The organism is Devosia geojensis (assembly GCF_000969415.1).
In the GTDB taxonomy this organism is placed as follows: Bacteria; Pseudomonadota; Alphaproteobacteria; order Rhizobiales; family Devosiaceae; genus Devosia; species Devosia geojensis.
The window spans coordinates 38,991-56,058 of record NZ_JZEX01000081.1; the positions used below are offsets into that span (position 1 = coordinate 38,991).

Here is a 17,068-nt window from a genome sequence, read left to right on the forward strand (position 1 = left end):
GCCTAAGCGCCCTCCCCTTCGAAGAGATAGGCGCGGGCATGCAACAACTCGGCGCGCTCACAAATGTTGCCGATGGCGAAGAGGATGTCCTCGATCGCGCTGTCGGCGAAATTGAGGGTGCGGATACCGTTCTCTTTGTCGTGCCTAATGGCTCGATTGGTGCTGAGGGCTCGCTCGAGGGAGACCTCCAGGATGGAAGCCATCCGGGCCAGCTCCCACACATCTCCGAAATAGCGGGTACGCTCATCCCGGTTGTCGCCGGGCAACGCCGGCATTGTGATCGACGGACGTGCCGTGCTATTGGTTTGAGTGATCATTGTCTTTTCCTTTGGAGGGGAGGACGTGTTCATGGCTCGGCGGAGTTGCAGCTCCGGCCGGGCCTTTTGCTTTCATGGCCCCGCGAATTGCGCGGACAATCTCGGAGTTTTGGGACGACGCGTTTTCAAGAGCTTCAGCTCGAATAAATGCCCGCGCATCAGGTGGAAGTCGAATTTTCAATTGGACCAACTCAGAAGGCATAAATGGCTCCTTAACCATAGCACCTAATAGGTTCATATGTACCTACTAGGTTCATATAGCGTCAAGGACCTAATTGGTTTATCCACGCTCGAAATACGGAGAGCACCCCATGGCGCAACCCAAGCAGACAGATCCCCAGTTCAAGCTTCGTTTGACGCCCGACCTGAAGGCCCAGATCGAGGGCGCGGCGCAGCAAAACAACCGCTCGATGAACGCCGAGATCGTTGCGCGGCTTGAAAGTAGCTTCCAGCAGGACACTGCAGCGCTCCGAGAAGCCACCCTAGTCGCTGAGTCTCTGCGGAAAAATCTCACTGAGAAAATCGAGAACTACGACAAACTGTTATCGTCTCTTACGAAGAGAACTCAAATTCTAGATAAGAGGGAAGCAGCGTTGGATGAACGGGAATTTGAGCTATCGATGGAGATAGACAATAAGCTCGCGGAGCGGGAGCATGAGCTTGAGAAGGAATATGAAGCACTCATGGAGAGAGCCCGACAGCGGTGGGAGCAGGCCGATGAGTATGCTGGATTTACGATCGCAAGAGAGCGCCAGTTTATCGAAACGATTAAAGCTCTTACAGGAAAGGAGCCGCCACCAGCTGAACCTGTGCCACCAACACGTAAGAAATAATAGGTAAGCGATTTGCGGACAACTAGCCGGTATGGCGACGGTTGTTTTCGTGGCGAATTCTATGTCGAGTGGGGTACTCAGCGCCGCTGATCCATGGACCGAGAGCGGCGACAACACTGCTGTCCGTCTTCCCGTTTGCTTTCAATCGCGACATTCTGTCGGGATTGAAGATCGCCCCGCTGACTCAGGAAGGTCGGCATAAAGCCTGACATGCCGGTCGCGCTCCTCCTTGGAGCGGTCTGCCCGGTGCAGGTTCTCCGCGATTTTGCCAGAGCAGGCGCATCAGACAAGCCGCTGGACTCTTATTTGGCATTTTGCTCAATTGCCGCCTCATGCATCAGAGGGGGCTTGGATGCGATTTGCTGGAAACGTTATCTGGTTTGTCTTGGGCGGAGCGGTCACCGGGCTGATCTGGCTCATAGGCGCGGCAGTCTTCGCCGTAACGATCATCGGACTGCCGCTGACCCGCGCGGCGGTCGAAATGGCCAAGATGTCCGCGTTCCCATTCGGGAAGGAGGTCGTTCACATCCGGGAGCTCGATGCTCGTGAGTTGGATGCGACAACGGCTGTAACAGGAGCTGTCGGCTTCATCTTCAACGTGCTGTGGGCTCTGACCTTTGGCCTGCTGCTGTTCGTTGCCTACCTGATCTCAGGTATACTGTGCTGTTTGACAATCATCGGCATTCCGTTCGGCCTGCAGGCATTCAAGCTTGCCGGTCTCTCCTTATGGCCCGTCGGTCGTCGTGTTGTACCAATTGAGCTCGCCCAAGCCGCTCGAGAGGCAAACGCTCAGGATCGCCTGGCGGCGTATCGACGGCGCCCGGCATGACCCCTGATCGCTTCAACGAGTGCCTCGAGCACATCCATTGGTCCACGGAGACGCTAGCCGAAATACTTGGGTGCGATGAAAGCCTAGCGGAGGCGTACTCGCTCGGTCTGACAGAGGTGCCGATGAAGCTCGGTGTCTGGCTGGAGGTGCTGGCTCAGACCCATGAGGCAGCGGAAAGCGGGCGCCCGACAGGGCTCAAGGGAAAGCGGTATTCGGTCGGGAACTAGCGCTACAATACCGCCGCGTTGCCGGATCATCGGCGATAACACGATCTACCCGGCAATGGAGATCGAGGTGGACCTGGTGCACATCATGGGCAAGGTCAGCGCCTATGTGGGGCGAAAATGAATTCTGCGGAGGAGACGCATGGTCGATAGCAAAGGTATCGCCCGCAACGTGGGTGGAGAGGAGTTCACTCGTTACATTGCCTCGAAGGTAAACGGACGCATAGAATGCCCGATCTGCAAGAACAACATCTTTCAGGTGGGAGGAGCAGATGAAGGCCATTCCCACGCATACATTTCCCTAAACATGTCGGACCCAGAGATTTTTGGGGCGGGAGTCGCTTGGACAGTCCTGGTGATTTGCAAAAATTGCTGGCATGTAATGCCATTCCTTCGGCAGCCGATCACAGATTGGCTGGACGCAAACGATGAATAACGTGATCTCCATCAATAGCTCACACCTCGGGAGCCAAGACGGCAGTGATGACGGCACCCCCTTGCATTCGGGCGGCGGAGGGGGCACATCAGACGATATGAGCATCGTGGACGCCAAAATTGCAGCCGCCGAGGCCCGCACAGACACGAAGTTTGTGCAGGTGCTGTCGAGGCTTGACAACTTGGACAGCGATATCGCGAGGAACACACGCGGAATTATACCCACAATCATACTCACGGGCATCAGTGTGGTGGCTCTGGTGGTTGCGGTATTTGCGTGGGGTAACGGCATGTTCTCAACTGGCATGAGCGCCCAGTCGATTGCGGATCAGGCCGCGAGAGGTGTTGAGCAGCGCTTATCCACCGAGTTGCAAGCGAGCGCACAAAGGTACGATGTTCTGGAGCAGAGGCTAGACACAATGTCGGCTGAAAACTCCGCAAATTGGGATCGGATCCTTGAAGCTTTGAGCCAATCGGATAACGAAAGTGACCCGTCGCGTCCGCAGTCCCCGTGAGTGTCACTACTGCCTGAACGTCAGCCGACCCCGTTCCATGTCCCATATCGTGGTGTAGGGGGTACTCAGCACGAACCCCCCTGCCCTGGCTGAAAGATCTCGAACCGGAAGCCGAGGTGCCACATCGCCTCGGCTACTTATCCTCCCACTCGATGTAGAGCTCGCCGCCGAGGGCGTCGACTGCATCATAAAAGTTCGGGTTCCTCGTACCGTAGCGCCTAATGGAGCTCTGGGTTAAAAATCTGCGCGCTCCGACCACTCGGTAGAGTTCGTTCAAAGACACCCCTATCTCCTCACATCTTTGCTGAATATCCCGCACTATTGGGAGATCAGGCGTCTTTCTTCGGTCGGTGACGCGCAGCATCCTATGTTTTCGCCGCAGTGTCGCGATAGCTTGCTCCGTGCGGCCTGCAAACTGCGATGCAATTTGTGCATCTGTATGATCAGCCATGAGTAGCCGGATACGCTGGAGATCTGCCCCTTTCCAAACCCGCCTTGGCTTCGCACATCCCAACACAGATGCTCGGAGCATAATGGTGTCCCGAGTTTTGTCAGGCAGCAACTTGATCAGCAAATCGATGTCTGGGTAGTGATCTCGTATAAGTTGATCTTCTCCTTCGTGCCATCTCCTGGAAGGTGCAATACCGAGCGACGATGCCCGGCGCTTAATGGCAGCGACCGAGCGGTCCAGATGCAGCTTGCAAATCTCTACGTTTGGATAGAACCTTTGAAGCACTCGATCTTCGTCAGGCTGCCACCGCCTTATTTTCATATCCCCTCCTTTTCGGCGGCCGGCGGCGAAGATTTGGATTCGGCGTACCCGTCCATTTCGATCGCAGGTTTCCCCCTAGAAACGCGACAGCTCGGAAATGCGCCGTGTGGTCAAGACGGCCATGCTTCCACTTCCTTTTGGAAAAGTAGCCTTTACGCTTCGCCTCCTGATCCAGTTCGATCATCGAGACGTTGCGCTCTCGGGCCCGTTCGAGGATTTGATCCAGTACTCGGTTGCCCGTGGGTTTGAGCGGTCTCGGCGCTCGATAGATGCCGCGCGAGTTGGCTGCCTTGGCAATTGCCGCCCAGGTACGATCTGGAAAAGCCGCTATGATTTCTTCCCGCGTGCCCCGCGGATAGACCTTTCGAAGGCGAAGAATTTCGTTATCAGTCCAAGGGCGGCCGCGAGCCTTTGTAAGTCCCATCCGACCGGCCTTGCTGTAGGTTGCCGGCCTAGAACGGGCCCAGGGCTCCGCAAAAATCATATGGTAGTGCGGATGGAGGTTCTCCACCCGCCCCGTTTCGGGCGGTCGCCAAAGAGGATGGCCGTTCGGCGTCACACCACGTAGCTGCATCAGCCGCCGCATCCGCTCGGCCGTGGCAGCCCCTCTTGCATGCCAGGATAGCTTCATGATGCTCTCCTTCTACCGCTCGCATTGATGGGAAGTGATTCCCGGCATTGGAGACTAGAGTGCCGCGGGTGTTTTCCCCCGGTGAATGTCCCCGTCTCGAAATGACATCTGTAGGGTTGAACTTACTAACCCGATGGGTTACATATCCACCATGCAGACCGTTGCCGAGACCCCGACGTTCATTAAGCAAGCGGCGGGGCTTTTCTCAGAAGACGAGAAGGCAGCGCTGATCGACTACCTCGCGTCCAATCCGCTTGCCGGCGATGAAATCCCTGGCGCAGGCGGCGTCCGCAAGGTGCGGTTTGCGGTGCGTGGGAAAGGCAAGCGCGGCGGCGCCAGGGTGATTTACTACTGGTACAGCGACGATGCGCCGATCTACGCCCTGCTCGTTTACGGCAAGAACCAGAAGACCGATCTGACGCCAGATGAAGCGGCGGCGGTCGGAGCCTTCGCCAAGGCCATCAAGGCCGCGTACAGGAGCAAGTCACGATGACCAAGTTTGGTGACGATCTCATCGCCTCTATGACCGAGGCGCTCGCCCATGCACGGGGCGAGAACGTGCCCGGCATCGTTGTTCACGAGATCGATGTCGACAATATCGATCCGAAGGAAATCCGCCTTCACCTGGGGCTCACGCAGGAGCGGATGGCACAGGTGATGGGCACCAGTCTTTCCGGCTATCGGAAGTGGGAACAGCAGCAGCGCACACCTAGCGGTGCGGCGCGGACCCTGCTCCGCGTCATGGCCAAAGAACCCGAAGCGGTTCTTCGAGCGCTCGCGGACGAGGCGGCCTAAACCGTGTCCGTTCGGAAACGCCGCTGGACGAACGCCAAGGGCGAGACCAAGGAGGTCTGGCAGGTCGACTATGTCGACACTAACGGCGACCGACGCAGGCAATCCTTCGCCAAGAAGAAGGATGCCGATGCCTTTCATGCCAGGGCTACCGTCGAGGTCAGCCAGGGCGTTCACGTCCCTGATAGTGCGACCATTACAATAGAGGAAGCAGGCAAGCTCTGGATCAAATCGGGCACCGCGGCCGGCCTCGAGCGGACCAGTCTCGATCAACGGCGACAGCACCTGGAGCTTCACATCAAGCCATTCATCGGGAAGACGAAGCTTTCCAAGGTGACGGTGCCTTTCGTCCGCTCGTTTCAGGACATGCTTCGTGAAGCCGGTCGCTCGGCCGCCATGATCAAACGGGTGGCCGTTAGCCTCGGCAGCATCCTCTCGGATGCTCAGGGGCGCGGCTTGGTTGTGCGGAACGCCGTTCACGAAATGTCGCGGGCCCGCTCTGGCCAAAAGAAGGCGGAGCGCCGGCAAAAGGCGAAGCTGCGCGTTGGCGTCGACATCCCCACAAATACAGAGATCCGAGCCATCATCGGAGCTGCAGCCGGGCGTTACCGACCGCTCCTCATCACCGCGGTCTTCACTGGCCTGCGCGCCTCGGAATTGCGAGGTCTCCGATGGGAAGACGTTGATCTGGGTAAAGCACAACTCCACGTCCGACAGCGCGCCGACAAGTACCAGGACATGGGCATGCCCAAGTCGGACGCCGGACAGCGCACGATCCCCCTCCCTCCGATGGTGGTAAGCACGCTCAGAGAATGGAAGCTCGCCGGCCCGAAGAGCGATCTCGGTCTCGTTTTCGCCAATCAGGCGGGAAGGATCGAATACCATCAGAACATGCTCCAGCGCGGGCTTTGGCCGACGCTGCTCAACGCCCACGTGGCCGTGGCCACCGGCAAGAAAGACGAAGAAGGCAATCTGGTACTGGCGCCCAAGTACACCGGCTTTCACGCCCTGCGACACTGGTACGCGTCGTGGTGCATCAACCGCAAAGTCGATGGCGGCCTCGAACTGACACCAAAGCAGGTGCAGGAACGCATGGGGCATTCAAGCATTCAGGTCACGTTCGATACCTACGGGCACCTCTTTCCTTCCGTCGACGAAACGCGGGAACTCGAGGCTGCCCAGTTGGCGCTACTTGGCGGAACTGCTGGCACATAGATGGCACATGAACGCGGAGAATCCCAGAAAATCTAGCAGAATTAACGCACTCTGACTCCGTTAATCTTGGTTCGAATCCAGGTTCCCCAGCCACTCTTCTCCAATAAAATCAATACGTTAGCGCATGTATCAGGCTTGCCGCCTGATCACGCCAGGGATCGCGGCTTGCCTTCTGGCGGGTTTGTGGCACGCTTCGGGTGTCGAGGCGTCCCTTTCCGGAGGAGGAGAGAATGGGTTTTGACGGCGTGGGGTGGCTGGCGGCCATCATCATAGGCGGCATCGCCGGTTGGCTGGCCAAGCAGTTCATGAACACCAATACCGGCCTGCTCATGAACATCCTGCTCGGTATCGTCGGTGCGATTCTCGCCAGTCTCGTTCTGGGCCTCTTCGGCATCTCCTTCGGGGGCTGGATCGGTTATCTGATCGCCGGCTTCATCGGCGCGTGCATCATCATCGCGATCGGGCGAGCGGTCACCAGCCGGTAGACGGCGTGTCCGCTATACGGGGATGGCGTAGCTCGACGGGCCGTTGCTGAGGCGGATGGCCTCGGCGGTCAGTTGCGCGGCCCTGGCGGCCTGTTCGTTGGAGATGCCGCTGACGCTCATGCGCAAGGCGTTGTTGTGGCCGGGGCGGATATAGAACGGCTCGCCCGAGATGAGCAGCACGCCGAGCGTGGCTGCGCGCTCGACGACCTCGGTCGCAGCAACCCCATATGGCAGGGAAATCCAGACGTTGAGACCGTCACTGCCTGAAACCTGGGCGCCGGACGCAACGAGTTCGGATCGCATGGTCGCAACGATCGTATCGCGGCGGATTCTGTAGCTCTCGCGGGCGACATGCAGCGCATCATCGAGCCGGTCGTCGACGAGGGCGCCCGCCAGCACCCGCTGGGAGTGATGGGACGTCCAGCCGTCGAGCAGGCTCTTGGCCTCGCCCAGCGCATTGGCCAGCCGGGGCCGTGCGATCCCGAGGGCGACCCGCATGTCGGGCGCGATCGATTTGGCGAAGGTGCGGATGTAGACCGTGCGGTCGCCGACGGCCGTATCCAACAGGGATCCCGGCCGGGTGAGCGCGAGATCGGCGAACTGGTCGTCCTCGATCGCCAGCACATGCTGGTGGCGCTGCAGCACCTCTGCGAGCGCGAGCTTGCGCTCGACTGTCCAGGACACGCCGCACGGATTGAGCGCCCGCGGCGTGAAAAGCGCCGCGATGGCTCCCGCTTCGAGAGCGCGCTCGAGCGAGTGCGGCAGCACGCCATGCTCGTCGAGCGCCATGCCGACGAGGCGGAAGCCCAGATATTCGAACGCGTCGAAGACGGTCTGGTAGCCGGGCTCCTCGACCGCAACGATCCGTTGCCGGTCCGGCATCAGCCGCCCGGCGATCGAGAGCGCCATCACCATCAGCTGCTGGGCCGAATTGCCCACCACCATCTCCTCGACCGCAATGCCATCGCGCGCGAGGCGCGACGCGACGGCTGCCCGCAGCGCCGGAATGGGAGCGGGACCCGAATATTGCAGGTCGTCGGCCACGACCTCGCTTGCGGCCGCTTTCGTCGCAGCGCGCACGATATCGGTCAGGATGAGGGACGTGTCGGGTTTGCCGCGCGTGCAATCGAGCGCGTCGGGATAAGCGGCGAGCAGGCGGTTGGCCGAAGCCAGCACGTTGCGGCGGCGCCAGGGCGGGCGGTGGTGGGGTGGCGATATCCCCCATCCGGACCTGGCCGGGCTGCCCGCATCGCTTTCGGCTCCGTTCGCGCCGCGCCCGGTGACATAGGTTCCGCGCCCGACCTCGCCATTGATCTGCCCTTTGACGCGCAGGGCGTTGTAGGCCGCGACGACCGTCGAGGCGCTGACGTTGAGCTCGCGTGACAGCGCCCGCACCGTCGGGAGCCTGGTACCGGCGGGCAGCGCGCCGTCGGCGATGGCCTCATCGATGGCAGCAGCGATCGCTTCATGGCGTGTCGCCAGCAACGACGCACGCTCGTAGCGCTCCTTCAGGGACAGGCTTGTCAAATGTTAACCTGCTGACTCTGTTACAACTGCTCTGCCGTCGCCATCTCGGCGAAGTCTTTCCAGACGCGCTGGATATCGTCCGGAACAATTGGCCCGGTGAACGTCAGCACGCGGAACCGATAGGTCTCTGCGGAACCGGACTCGATCTTCCAGCTCTCTGCTATCACGCGGCTCGGGGAAATCCCAAATTCGTTGTCCACCCGCCATGTGGTGGGATGGGCAGGATTGGAGGGATGGTCCATGATCGCCATGCCGGCCCCGTCCGAGCGGCCGTCTATCGGCATCCAGACGGACTGCCAGTCGGCACGCTGCTTCTCTCCGTCCTTGTCGGCAAGCCCGTTGCTGTTGAGGGCGCGTGCGCCCTTCTCGGGGGTCCAGGGCATGCGCAGGAACAGCCCGCCGGCCATGAACTGACCGATGACGACATCCTCCAGCGCATTGAGCGTCCAGGTCAGATCGAAGACATAGAGCTCGTTTTCCACCGCCAGGGACCAGCCCTGCACCTCATCGATGAGCGGCGTTCCGTCCGGGTGAGTCCAGCGGTTGGCGATCGTCCAGCGGGCCGTGTTGCCCGATGCGACCGGCTCGCCCAGCAGGCGCGGCGCGAAATCGCCGTCCTGCGGCTCGTCGCGCCAGAAGCCGACGCCGTTGACGAGGTTGAACCCCGTGTAGAGCCCGCGCTGCCAGGGGTGGTGCCCGGGCCGGTCCTCGGTGAGGATGCCGTTTCCGTCGGGCGCGACGATCGGATGAATCGTCGGCCGCGCCGCCGCGGGGATGCGGTGGACCAGCACCTCCTGGCCGTTGCCGCGGGCGATGACCAGGTTTTCCCGGTCCTGGCTGACCGTTATCGTGATTTCGGACATGTCGTTTCTCTGGCGGGCTTCCGGATTGGCGAGGCGCGCGGAGCCTCGGGCCCCACGCGCCTCGAAGGGCTTCCTTTAGTCACGCAGCCCCGTGATGCCGCCGTCGATGTTGAAGTCCGCCCCGGTGACGTAGGAGGCCTCGTCGCTCGCCAGCCACAGGATGGCATAAGCTTGCTCGACTGGCTCCGCCTGACGGTTGAGCAACGTGTGCGGCGCGCCGGCGGCGCGCATCTCTGCCTCGATTTCCGCATAGGGCCGGCCGGTGGCCTTGACCCGGTTGTTGATGTGGAAATTGGTCAGCGTCGGCCCGGGCGAGATGGCGTTGACGCGGATGTTCTGGTGTGCGTGGTCGCACGCCATCGAACGGGTCAGGGCCAGCACGCCGGCCTTGGTGGCGTCGTAGAGCCCCATGCCCTTTCGCCCCACGGTTGCGTTGGCGGACGAGACGGTGACGATGCTGCCGCCGCCGTTCTCGATCATCTTCGGGATCGCGTATTTGCAGCAATGCGCCACGGCGAGCAAGTTGGCGCCGAGGATGAAGTTCCAGTCATCCATAGTGGCCTCGGGAATGGTTCCACGCACCCGGACGGCCGCCACATTGGCCAGCACATCGAGCTTGCCGAACCGGGAGACTGTCGCGTCGACTGCCGCCTTCGCCTGCTCCTCCTGGTCGAGGCGGGCGATGGTGTAGGCGACGGATTGCCCGGACGGGTCGATCGCCTTCGAAACGCGCTGACTGGCCTCCTCATTGAGGTCGACGATCATCACCTTAGCGCCTTCGCGCACGAACAGGCGGACGGTCTCCTCACCAATGCCGCCGGCGCCTCCTGTAACGATGGCGACCTTGCCTGCTAACCGATCTCCCATGGTGGTGCTCCTCCCAATACCGGCTCATATCCGGACATAACAATATCAGAACAATTCTGAATGCATTGTCAGTATAATGTGGAGCTTCCGACTGTCAAATCGGAAACTTGAGAAACTATTTTCTCTATAAATATCAGCACTATAATCCGAAAAATGCTCGAAATTCCGGCGAAGACGATCTGTGAACGGTTGACTTCCCCGTCTCCCGCACAATAGCTTCAAGCGTCGGGTGTGCTGACAATTGTTACAGTACAAAGCCAAAAGGCCGAGCCATCCGAACCGCTGGAGTGGGCGTCACCGTCTCCAGTGGAGGAGAGGAACGTGACGCGACAGGCACTCAGCGAGGTGCCTAAAGGGAGGAGAAGGATGACTCAGGACGAGACGTTCCTGCGCCGGTCGGGCATGACCCGCCGCCAGTTCAATCTCATGTTCTCGGGCGCCGTCGCGGGTTCGGTCGTGTTGCCGACTCTCGTCAAGCCCGCCTACGCCCAGCCGACCCAATTCAACGAAGCGCCCATGCTGGCCGAGCGCGTCGCAGCCGGCGAACTTCCACCGGTCGCCGAACGCTTGCCGCCCAATCCGGTCGTTGTCACGCCGACCAACGAGATCGGCACTTATGGCGGGCGCATGTTCGGCGCCGGGCGGGCGCCGGAGACGGCCAACGATCTGCAGATCGGCCAGGTGGCAGGCCTGTTCCGCTATTCGAACGACCTGAACGAAATCTATCCGGAACTGGCGGAAGGCTACCAGTTCAACGATGATTTCACCGAGTGCACGATCACCCTGCGCCCGGGGATCAAGTGGTCGGACGGAGAGCCGTTCACCGTCGATGACATCGTCTTCTATTTCGAGGACTGGCAGTACGACAGCGACCTGCTCCCAGTGCCGTCAGCCACGCTGATGGCGGGCGGCGAACTCTTCAGCCTGGAAAAGCTCGACGACCACACCATCAAGTTCGGCTTTGCCGTGCCGCATCCGGCGTTCAGCATCATACACTTCTCCGGCGGGCCGTCGGAGCCCTTCCGTCCGGCGCATTACCTTCGCCAGTTCCATCCGAAGTACAATCCGGATGCGGCTGCCGAAGCGACGGCGGCGGGGTTCAACTCCTGGCAGACCCGCTTCACCAACCGCGCGAACAGCGCCGGCGGCTCCTTCCACAACGGCGCCAGCAATATCGACATGCCGGTGCTCTCGCCCTGGATTCCGACCTCGGTCGACAGCCAGAGGCAGCAGTACGAGCGCAATCCGTATTTCTTCAAAGTTGATACGGAGGGCAACCAGCTTCCCTATGTCGACTACATGACGGTCGAATATGCCAGCAACGCCGAGGTCATGAACCTCAAGGCGGTCTCCGGCGAACTATCCGTCGCCGGCATGGATATTCAGCTTTCCAACTTCCCCATCATCCGTAGGGGAGAGGAAACGGGGAACTACAAGACGAAGCTCGTCTACAGCGAGCGCGGCTCAGACGTCTGCCTGGCGTTCAACCAGATCCACCCCGATCCGGTGCTGTCCAAGTTGTTCACCGACGTGCGCTTCCGCCAAGCCATGTCGCTCGGCATCAATCGCACGGAGATCAACGAACTGGTCTTTCTGGGCCAGGGTACAATCCGGCAGGCGACGGTCAACGAGTCGGCGAGCTTTTTCGAGCCGCGATGGGCGGAGCACTACGTTGCGTACGATCCGGACGCAGCCAATGCCCTGCTCGACGAAATCGGGCTCAGCGAGCGCAACGCCGACGGCGTCCGCCTGCGTGAAGATGGCGTTCCCCTCACCTTCCAGTTGGAATTCCTGCCGCATGAGGGCCCCAAGACCGAGGTCTGCGAATTGGTCGTCAAGCACTGGCAGGCGCTGGGCATACAGGTGCAAGCCGCAGCGCGAGAGCGCAGCTACCTGATCGAACGGCTCGATGCCCAGCAGCAGGATGCCACCGCCTGGCATGCCGATCGCCTTCTCGAACGGCCAGCCTACGCCTACGGCCTCATCGGCAAGATGGGCCCCGGCGGCGACTCCATCGTCCGGTACGGCAAGCTCTGGCAGGACTGGTTCAATTCCGGCGGCGAACGCGGGACCGAGCCGCCCCAGGAGGCAAAGGACCTGCGGGCAGCCTATGTGGCCTGGCAGGAGACCGAGTTCGGTTCCGACGCGTACATGGCGGCGGCCAAGCAGGTCTACGACCTGACCACCGAAACGCTCTGGGTCATCGGCACCGTCGGCCAGTCCCCGCAGCCGGTCATCGTGCGCAACGACATGGGCAACGTCTTCAGGGACGGTGACGAGACCCGGTTCTGGTGGGGCGCCGCCAACTGGTTCTGGCACACCCTCAGCCCCGAGCAGTGGTACATCAAGGCCTGACGGCCAACCACGCAAGCATCCGCGCCGTCCTGGCGCGGATGTCCACCCAAGTCCTGCGGGAGGTGCTCAGTGGGCCGGTACATCATCCAGCGCATCGTGCTGACCATTCCGACGATCTTTGCCATCTCGATCGTCTCGTTCGTCATCATCCAGCTGCCGCCGGGGGACTTCCTCACGGCCTATATCACCACGCTGGAATCGGGCGGCCAGGTCGTCGACCAGGCGCAGATCGACGCCCTGCGCAACCAGTACGGGTTGGGCGAGCCGGTCCATATCCAGTACCTGAAATGGATCTCGCGCACCCTCGTCGGGGATTTCGGCTATTCGTTCCAGTGGCAGCGCCCCGTCTCCGAGCTGATCGGGGAGCGCATGCTGATGACGATCATCCTGTCCGTCGCCTCGCTGCTGCTCGTGTGGGCGATCTCCCTGCCGATCGGCATCTATTCGGCCGTCAAGCAGTACTCGCCGGGCGATTACTTCTTCACCTTCATCAGCTTCATCGGCCTTGGCATACCGAACTTCCTGCTGGCGCTGGTGCTGATGTGGTGGGCCTACTCCTATCTCGGCATGTCGGTCGGCGGGTTGTTCTCCCAGCAATATGCCGATGCGCCGTGGAGCCTGGCGCGCGTGCTCGACCTGCTTGCGCATCTCTGGATCCCGGCCATCGTTCTTGCCGTCGGCGGCATAGCGGGCCTCATCCGCATCATGCGCGCCAACCTCCTCGACGAGCTGCCGCGCCTCTACGTCACCACCGCCCGCGCCAAGGGCATGAAGGAAGGCCGGCTCGTGCTCAAATACCCCGTGCGCGTGGCGCTCAATCCCTTCGTCAGCACCATCGGCTGGACCCTGCCGGGACTCGTCTCGGGCTCGATCATCGTCTCGGTGGTGCTCAACCTGCCCACCACCGGACCGATGCTGCTGACCGCCCTGCAATCGCAGGACATGTACCTGGCCGGCGCCATCCTGCTGCTCCTGAGCGTGCTGACCGTCATCGGCACACTGATTTCCGACATCCTGCTTGCGTGGCTCGATCCGCGCATCCGGTTCAACTGAGAAAGGAACAGCGATGCTTCGCCGTATCCTTGGTCGAGGACAGCCCGTCGCGGCCGGCGTTCCCGCCGCAACCGCCGAGCCGACGCAACCGCTCGAGACGGAAACCGAAAAGCACGACTATGCCGTCGCCTCCGAATGGGAGCTGATGTGGTACAAGTTCAAGCGCCACCGGCTCGCGCTGATCTGCGGCGTCGTCGTCCTCCTGCTCTATGTCGTCGCCGCCTTCGTCGAGTTCATCGCTCCCTACAATCCGGAAGCGCAGAACCCCGCCGCGGCCTACCAGGCGCCCACGCGCGTCCACTTCGTCGACGCCGAGGGCAACTTCCACCTGCAGCCCTTCGTCTACGGTACGACGAGCCAGCGCAACCCCGACACCTTCGAGCTCGAATTCGTCGAGGACACCTCGGTCATCCACCCGCTCCAGCTCTTCGTGCGCGGAGATTCCTACCGCATGTGGGGCTTGTTCGACGCCAACCTTCACCTCTTCGGGGTCGAGGATCCCAACGTACGCCTCTACCTCCTCGGCGCCGACCGGCAGGGGCGCGACATGTTCAGCCGCATCGTCCACGGCACGCGCATATCGATGTCGATCGGGCTCGTCGGCGTGGTCATGAGCTTCGTCATCGGCATCGTCGTCGGGGGCATCTCGGGCTATTTCGGCGGCACGGTCGACCTCGTCGTCCAGCGCATCATCGAGTTCATCCGCTCGATGCCGACGATCCCACTCTGGCTCGGCCTCGCGGCGGCGCTGCCGGCCGACTGGTCGATATTGCAGATCTACTTCGCCATCACCGTGATCCTGTCGCTGATCGGCTGGACGGGGCTGGCGCAAGTCGTGCGAGGACGCGCCCTCGCCCTTCGCGAAGAAGACTTCATCATGGCCGCGCGCCTCAGTGGCACCAGCCGCACCAGGATCATCGTGCGGCACATGGTGCCCTCCTTCATGAGCCATATCATCGCCGCGCTGACGCTTGCGGTGCCGGAGATGATCATCGCCGAGACGGCGCTGAGCTTCCTCGGCCTTGGGCTGCGCTATCCGGCCATCAGCTGGGGCGTGCTGCTGCAGGAAGCGCAGAATCTTCGTTCCATCGCGCTTGCCCCGTGGCTGCTGGCGCCCGGCGCCATGGTGGTGATCGCGGTGCTCGCCCTCAACTTCTTCGGCGACGGTCTGCGCGACGCGGCCGACCCGTACAAGCGCTAGGGAGGCAGGGATGCAGAACCAGACCGTCCCGTCCGACTCACCACTGCTCGAACTGCGTGACCTGCGCACCGGGTTCGCCTTGCGCGAAGGCTATGTGAAGGCCGTCGACGGCGCGAGCTTCTCGGTGGCGCGCGGCGAGACCATTGGCGTCGTCGGTGAGAGCGGGTGCGGCAAATCGATCACCGCCCGCACGATCCTGCGCATCGCCGGCACCAACGACAGCGAGCTCGGCGGTGAGGCTCTGTTCCGCCGGCGCACGCGTGATGGCCGGCCCGGCGAAGTCGTCGACCTCCTCAAGCTCGCGCCCAATGGACGCGAAATCCGCAGCATCCGCGGCGCCGAGATCGCCATGATCTTCCAGGAGCCGATGACCGCGTTCAGTCCTGTCCATACCATCGGCAACCAGATCATCGAAGCGATCCAGCTGCACCATCCCGTCTCCAAGGACGAGGCGCGCGCCACCGCCATCGACATGCTGCGGCGGGTCGAGATGTCCAACGCCGAACGGCGGATCGATGCCTATCCGCACCAGCTCTCGGGCGGCATGCGCCAGCGCGCCATGATCGCCATGGCGCTGGTCTGCCGGCCGCAGCTCTTGCTCGCCGACGAGCCGACTACGGCGCTCGACGTCACCACGCAGGCTCAGATCCTGGCGCTGATCCGTCAATTGAAGGCCGAGCTCGGCATGAGCGTGATGATGATCACGCACGATCTCGGGGTCGTCGCCGAAACGGCGCAGAACGTCGCCGTGATGTATCTCGGCAAGGTCGTCGAATACGCCGACGTGCGCGCTCTCTTCCACGATCCGAAGCACCCCTATACCCAGGCCCTGCTCGCTTCGATCCCCAAGCTCGGGCGCGAGGCGGGCGCGCGCCTCCACCCCGTCAAGGGCATGGTGCCGAGCCCGTTTAACCGCCCGCGCGGCTGCCCGTTCAACACGCGTTGCCCGAAGGCGATGCCGGGGGTCTGCGACGTGGATATGCCGGGGCCGACGACGATCAAGCCCGGACATACCGTCAGCTGCTTCCTTTACGGAGCCGGCGATACCCGCACGGAGGCCGCACAATGAGCGTCGCAGAGCAGAACGCCGCCCGATCGTCCGACACCGCGCGCGCCAGGCACCGCCTGCTCGACGTGCGCAAGCTGACCAAGCACTACCCCATCACCGAGGGCCTGCTGCGGCGCGAGGTGGCCCGCGTGCGCGCCGTCGACGACGTGACCTTTCACGTCGATACCGGCGAGACATTGGGGCTCGTCGGCGAAAGCGGTTGCGGCAAGACCTCGACCGGCCGCTGCCTGCTGCGCGCCATCGATCCGACCTCGGGCGAAATGGTCTTCGACTACGGCGACGGGCGCGTGGTCGATATCGCCAAGCTGGAAGGCCGGGCGCTGAAGGACCTGCGCAAGGACATGCAGATGGTGTTCCAGGACCCGTTCTCGTCCCTGAACCCGCGCTGGACCCTTCTCGACCTCGTCGGCGAGCCGCTCGTCGCCTTCCGCGTCGCCAAGGGGCGCGAGCTCGAGGACCGCGTCGCCGAGCTGCTGCGCCGCGTCGGGCTGCGGCCCGAATACCTGCGGCGCTATCCGCACGCCTTCTCGGGCGGCGAGCGCCAGCGCATCAGCATCGCGCGGGCCCTGGCGCTCAATCCGCGCCTCGTCGTTGCCGACGAGCCGGTCTCGGCGCTCGACGTGTCGGTGCGCGCCCAGACGCTCAATCTCCTGGAAGACCTGCAGCAGGAACTCGGGCTGACCTACATCTTCATCTCGCACGACCTCAGCGTCGTGCAGCACATCTGCGACCGGGTCGTCGTCATGTATGTCGGTCAGGTGGTCGAGGTCGCCGACACCTCCAGCCTCTTCTTCACGCCGAAGCACCCCTACACCGAGGCGCTGCTCTCGGCGGTGCCCAAGCCCGATCCCGATCTCGCCTCCAGCCGTATCGTGCTGAAGGGCGAGGTCGCCGATCCCAGCAACGTGCCCAAGGGCTGCGCGTTTCATCCACGCTGCCCTTACGCCGTCGATCACTGCCGGCAGGTCGAGCCCAAGCTCGAGACGCTCGGCGACGGCCGGCAGGTCCGTTGCCACAGGGCGCATGAGCTCAGCCTTTCGGGAGTAGAATAGCGTGATATTCCCCGGATCAGTGCGGCGGGGCGC

At 62.1% G+C, this 17,068-nt stretch carries 19 protein-coding genes; 13 read left to right on the forward strand and 6 right to left on the reverse strand.

Translation table 11 applies throughout. From position 1 onward, the window contains the following. Positions 1–2 precede the first annotated feature (2 nt). Together VE25_RS07495 and VE25_RS23680 are read right to left on the reverse strand one after the other, a co-directional pair. Entirely contained in the window at positions 3–317 is a 315-nt protein-coding gene (locus VE25_RS07495) for a hypothetical protein (RefSeq protein ID WP_046107977.1), read from the reverse strand. Further along, a complete protein-coding gene (locus tag VE25_RS23680; protein WP_152664548.1) occupies positions 298–555 on the reverse strand; it encodes an Arc family DNA-binding protein in 258 nt (85 codons plus the stop codon). Before VE25_RS23680 ends, VE25_RS07495 begins: the two co-directional genes overlap by 20 nt. Before the next feature lie 73 nt (positions 556–628). Between VE25_RS23680 and VE25_RS07500 the strand changes: the two genes are divergently transcribed. From VE25_RS07500 to VE25_RS07515, 4 genes are all read left to right on the forward strand, one after another. Beyond that, positions 629–1,150, forward strand: coding sequence for an Arc family DNA-binding protein (locus VE25_RS07500; RefSeq protein WP_046107978.1), 522 nt, complete (start codon positions 629–631; stop codon positions 1,148–1,150). 352 nt (positions 1,151–1,502) lie between these two features. Further along, positions 1,503–1,979 carry a YccF domain-containing protein gene (locus VE25_RS07505; protein ID WP_046107979.1) on the forward strand — a complete coding sequence of 159 codons (477 nt, stop codon included), beginning with the start codon at positions 1,503–1,505 and terminating at the stop codon, positions 1,977–1,979. Positions 1,980–2,345: 366 nt separating this feature from the next. After that, a complete protein-coding gene (locus tag VE25_RS22690) occupies positions 2,346–2,639 on the forward strand; it encodes a hypothetical protein (protein WP_152664549.1) in 294 nt (97 codons plus the stop codon). After that, the gene (locus tag VE25_RS07515) at positions 2,632–3,153 is read left to right on the forward strand and encodes a hypothetical protein (RefSeq protein ID WP_046107981.1); all 522 of its coding nucleotides are present in this window, start codon (positions 2,632–2,634) and stop codon (positions 3,151–3,153) included. Before VE25_RS22690 ends, VE25_RS07515 begins: the two co-directional genes overlap by 8 nt. A gap of 746 nt (positions 3,154–3,899) precedes the next feature. On the opposite strand, the gene VE25_RS22695 is transcribed toward VE25_RS07515, so the two are convergent. Further along, a complete protein-coding gene (locus tag VE25_RS22695) occupies positions 3,900–4,556 on the reverse strand; it encodes a hypothetical protein (protein WP_152664550.1) in 657 nt (218 codons plus the stop codon). Positions 4,557–4,707: 151 nt separating this feature from the next. On the opposite strand from VE25_RS22695, the gene VE25_RS07525 reads away from it, so the two are divergent. From VE25_RS07525 to VE25_RS07540, 4 genes are all read left to right on the forward strand, one after another. Beyond that, positions 4,708–5,049: a type II toxin-antitoxin system RelE/ParE family toxin gene (locus VE25_RS07525; protein WP_046108046.1), complete on the forward strand. Its 342-nt coding sequence runs from the start codon at positions 4,708–4,710 to the stop codon at positions 5,047–5,049. Further along, positions 5,046–5,351, forward strand: coding sequence for a helix-turn-helix domain-containing protein (locus tag VE25_RS07530; protein WP_046107983.1), 306 nt, complete (start codon positions 5,046–5,048; stop codon positions 5,349–5,351). Before VE25_RS07525 ends, VE25_RS07530 begins: the two co-directional genes overlap by 4 nt. A gap of 3 nt (positions 5,352–5,354) precedes the next feature. After that, positions 5,355–6,563, forward strand: a complete 1,209-nt coding sequence (locus VE25_RS07535; protein ID WP_046107984.1) for a tyrosine-type recombinase/integrase — start codon at positions 5,355–5,357, stop codon at positions 6,561–6,563. A 230-nt stretch (positions 6,564–6,793) separates the two neighbouring features. After that, the gene (locus tag VE25_RS07540; protein WP_046107985.1) at positions 6,794–7,048 is read left to right on the forward strand and encodes a GlsB/YeaQ/YmgE family stress response membrane protein; all 255 of its coding nucleotides are present in this window, start codon (positions 6,794–6,796) and stop codon (positions 7,046–7,048) included. 12 nt (positions 7,049–7,060) lie between these two features. Here VE25_RS07540 and VE25_RS07545 read toward each other — a convergent pair whose 3' ends face one another. From VE25_RS07545 to VE25_RS07555, 3 genes are all read right to left on the reverse strand, one after another. After that, positions 7,061–8,575, reverse strand: coding sequence for an aminotransferase-like domain-containing protein (locus VE25_RS07545; protein ID WP_083988786.1), 1,515 nt, complete (start codon positions 8,573–8,575; stop codon positions 7,061–7,063). A 20-nt stretch (positions 8,576–8,595) separates the two neighbouring features. Continuing rightward, entirely contained in the window at positions 8,596–9,438 is an 843-nt protein-coding gene (locus tag VE25_RS07550; protein WP_046107987.1) for a DUF6807 family protein, read from the reverse strand. Between the two features lie 75 nt (positions 9,439–9,513). Beyond that, positions 9,514–10,305, reverse strand: a complete 792-nt coding sequence (locus VE25_RS07555) for an SDR family NAD(P)-dependent oxidoreductase (RefSeq protein ID WP_046107988.1) — start codon at positions 10,303–10,305, stop codon at positions 9,514–9,516. 366 nt (positions 10,306–10,671) lie between these two features. Here VE25_RS07555 and VE25_RS07560 point away from each other — a divergent pair, with 366 nt between their 5' ends. The 5 genes from VE25_RS07560 to VE25_RS07580 all read left to right on the forward strand — a co-directional run bounded on the left by VE25_RS07560 (position 10,672) and on the right by VE25_RS07580 (position 17,035). Beyond that, positions 10,672–12,660: an ABC transporter substrate-binding protein gene (locus tag VE25_RS07560; RefSeq protein ID WP_046107989.1), complete on the forward strand. Its 1,989-nt coding sequence runs from the start codon at positions 10,672–10,674 to the stop codon at positions 12,658–12,660. 69 nt (positions 12,661–12,729) lie between these two features. Further along, positions 12,730–13,713 (forward strand): ABC transporter permease, encoded by a 984-nt coding sequence (locus VE25_RS07565; protein WP_046107990.1) that lies wholly within the window; start codon positions 12,730–12,732, stop codon positions 13,711–13,713. Between the two features lie 13 nt (positions 13,714–13,726). Further along, positions 13,727–14,914 (forward strand): ABC transporter permease, encoded by a 1,188-nt coding sequence (locus VE25_RS07570; RefSeq protein WP_083988787.1) that lies wholly within the window; start codon positions 13,727–13,729, stop codon positions 14,912–14,914. 10 nt (positions 14,915–14,924) lie between these two features. Next, positions 14,925–15,983: an ABC transporter ATP-binding protein gene (locus tag VE25_RS07575; protein WP_046107991.1), complete on the forward strand. Its 1,059-nt coding sequence runs from the start codon at positions 14,925–14,927 to the stop codon at positions 15,981–15,983. Next, positions 15,980–17,035, forward strand: a complete 1,056-nt coding sequence (locus VE25_RS07580) for an ABC transporter ATP-binding protein (RefSeq protein ID WP_046107992.1) — start codon at positions 15,980–15,982, stop codon at positions 17,033–17,035. Before VE25_RS07575 ends, VE25_RS07580 begins: the two co-directional genes overlap by 4 nt. The last annotated feature ends 33 nt before the right edge of the window (positions 17,036–17,068 follow it).

Coding starts and splice junctions, on each gene's coding strand:
- VE25_RS07495 (WP_046107977.1), bottom strand. CDS start 317: ATGATCACTCAAACCAATAGCACGGCACGTCCGTCGATCACAATGCCG.
- VE25_RS23680 (WP_152664548.1), bottom strand. CDS start 555: ATGAACCTATTAGGTGCTATGGTTAAGGAGCCATTTATGCCTTCTGAG.
- VE25_RS07500 (WP_046107978.1), top strand. CDS start 629: ATGGCGCAACCCAAGCAGACAGATCCCCAGTTCAAGCTTCGTTTGACG.
- VE25_RS07505 (WP_046107979.1), top strand. CDS start 1,503: ATGCGATTTGCTGGAAACGTTATCTGGTTTGTCTTGGGCGGAGCGGTC.
- VE25_RS22690 (WP_152664549.1), top strand. CDS start 2,346: ATGGTCGATAGCAAAGGTATCGCCCGCAACGTGGGTGGAGAGGAGTTC.
- VE25_RS07515 (WP_046107981.1), top strand. CDS start 2,632: ATGAATAACGTGATCTCCATCAATAGCTCACACCTCGGGAGCCAAGAC.
- VE25_RS22695 (WP_152664550.1), bottom strand. CDS start 4,556: ATGAAGCTATCCTGGCATGCAAGAGGGGCTGCCACGGCCGAGCGGATG.
- VE25_RS07525 (WP_046108046.1), top strand. CDS start 4,708: ATGCAGACCGTTGCCGAGACCCCGACGTTCATTAAGCAAGCGGCGGGG.
- VE25_RS07530 (WP_046107983.1), top strand. CDS start 5,046: ATGACCAAGTTTGGTGACGATCTCATCGCCTCTATGACCGAGGCGCTC.
- VE25_RS07540 (WP_046107985.1), top strand. CDS start 6,794: ATGGGTTTTGACGGCGTGGGGTGGCTGGCGGCCATCATCATAGGCGGC.
- VE25_RS07550 (WP_046107987.1), bottom strand. CDS start 9,438: ATGTCCGAAATCACGATAACGGTCAGCCAGGACCGGGAAAACCTGGTC.
- VE25_RS07555 (WP_046107988.1), bottom strand. CDS start 10,305: ATGGGAGATCGGTTAGCAGGCAAGGTCGCCATCGTTACAGGAGGCGCC.
- VE25_RS07560 (WP_046107989.1), top strand. CDS start 10,672: ATGACTCAGGACGAGACGTTCCTGCGCCGGTCGGGCATGACCCGCCGC.
- VE25_RS07570 (WP_083988787.1), top strand. CDS start 13,727: ATGCTTCGCCGTATCCTTGGTCGAGGACAGCCCGTCGCGGCCGGCGTT.
- VE25_RS07575 (WP_046107991.1), top strand. CDS start 14,925: ATGCAGAACCAGACCGTCCCGTCCGACTCACCACTGCTCGAACTGCGT.
- VE25_RS07580 (WP_046107992.1), top strand. CDS start 15,980: ATGAGCGTCGCAGAGCAGAACGCCGCCCGATCGTCCGACACCGCGCGC.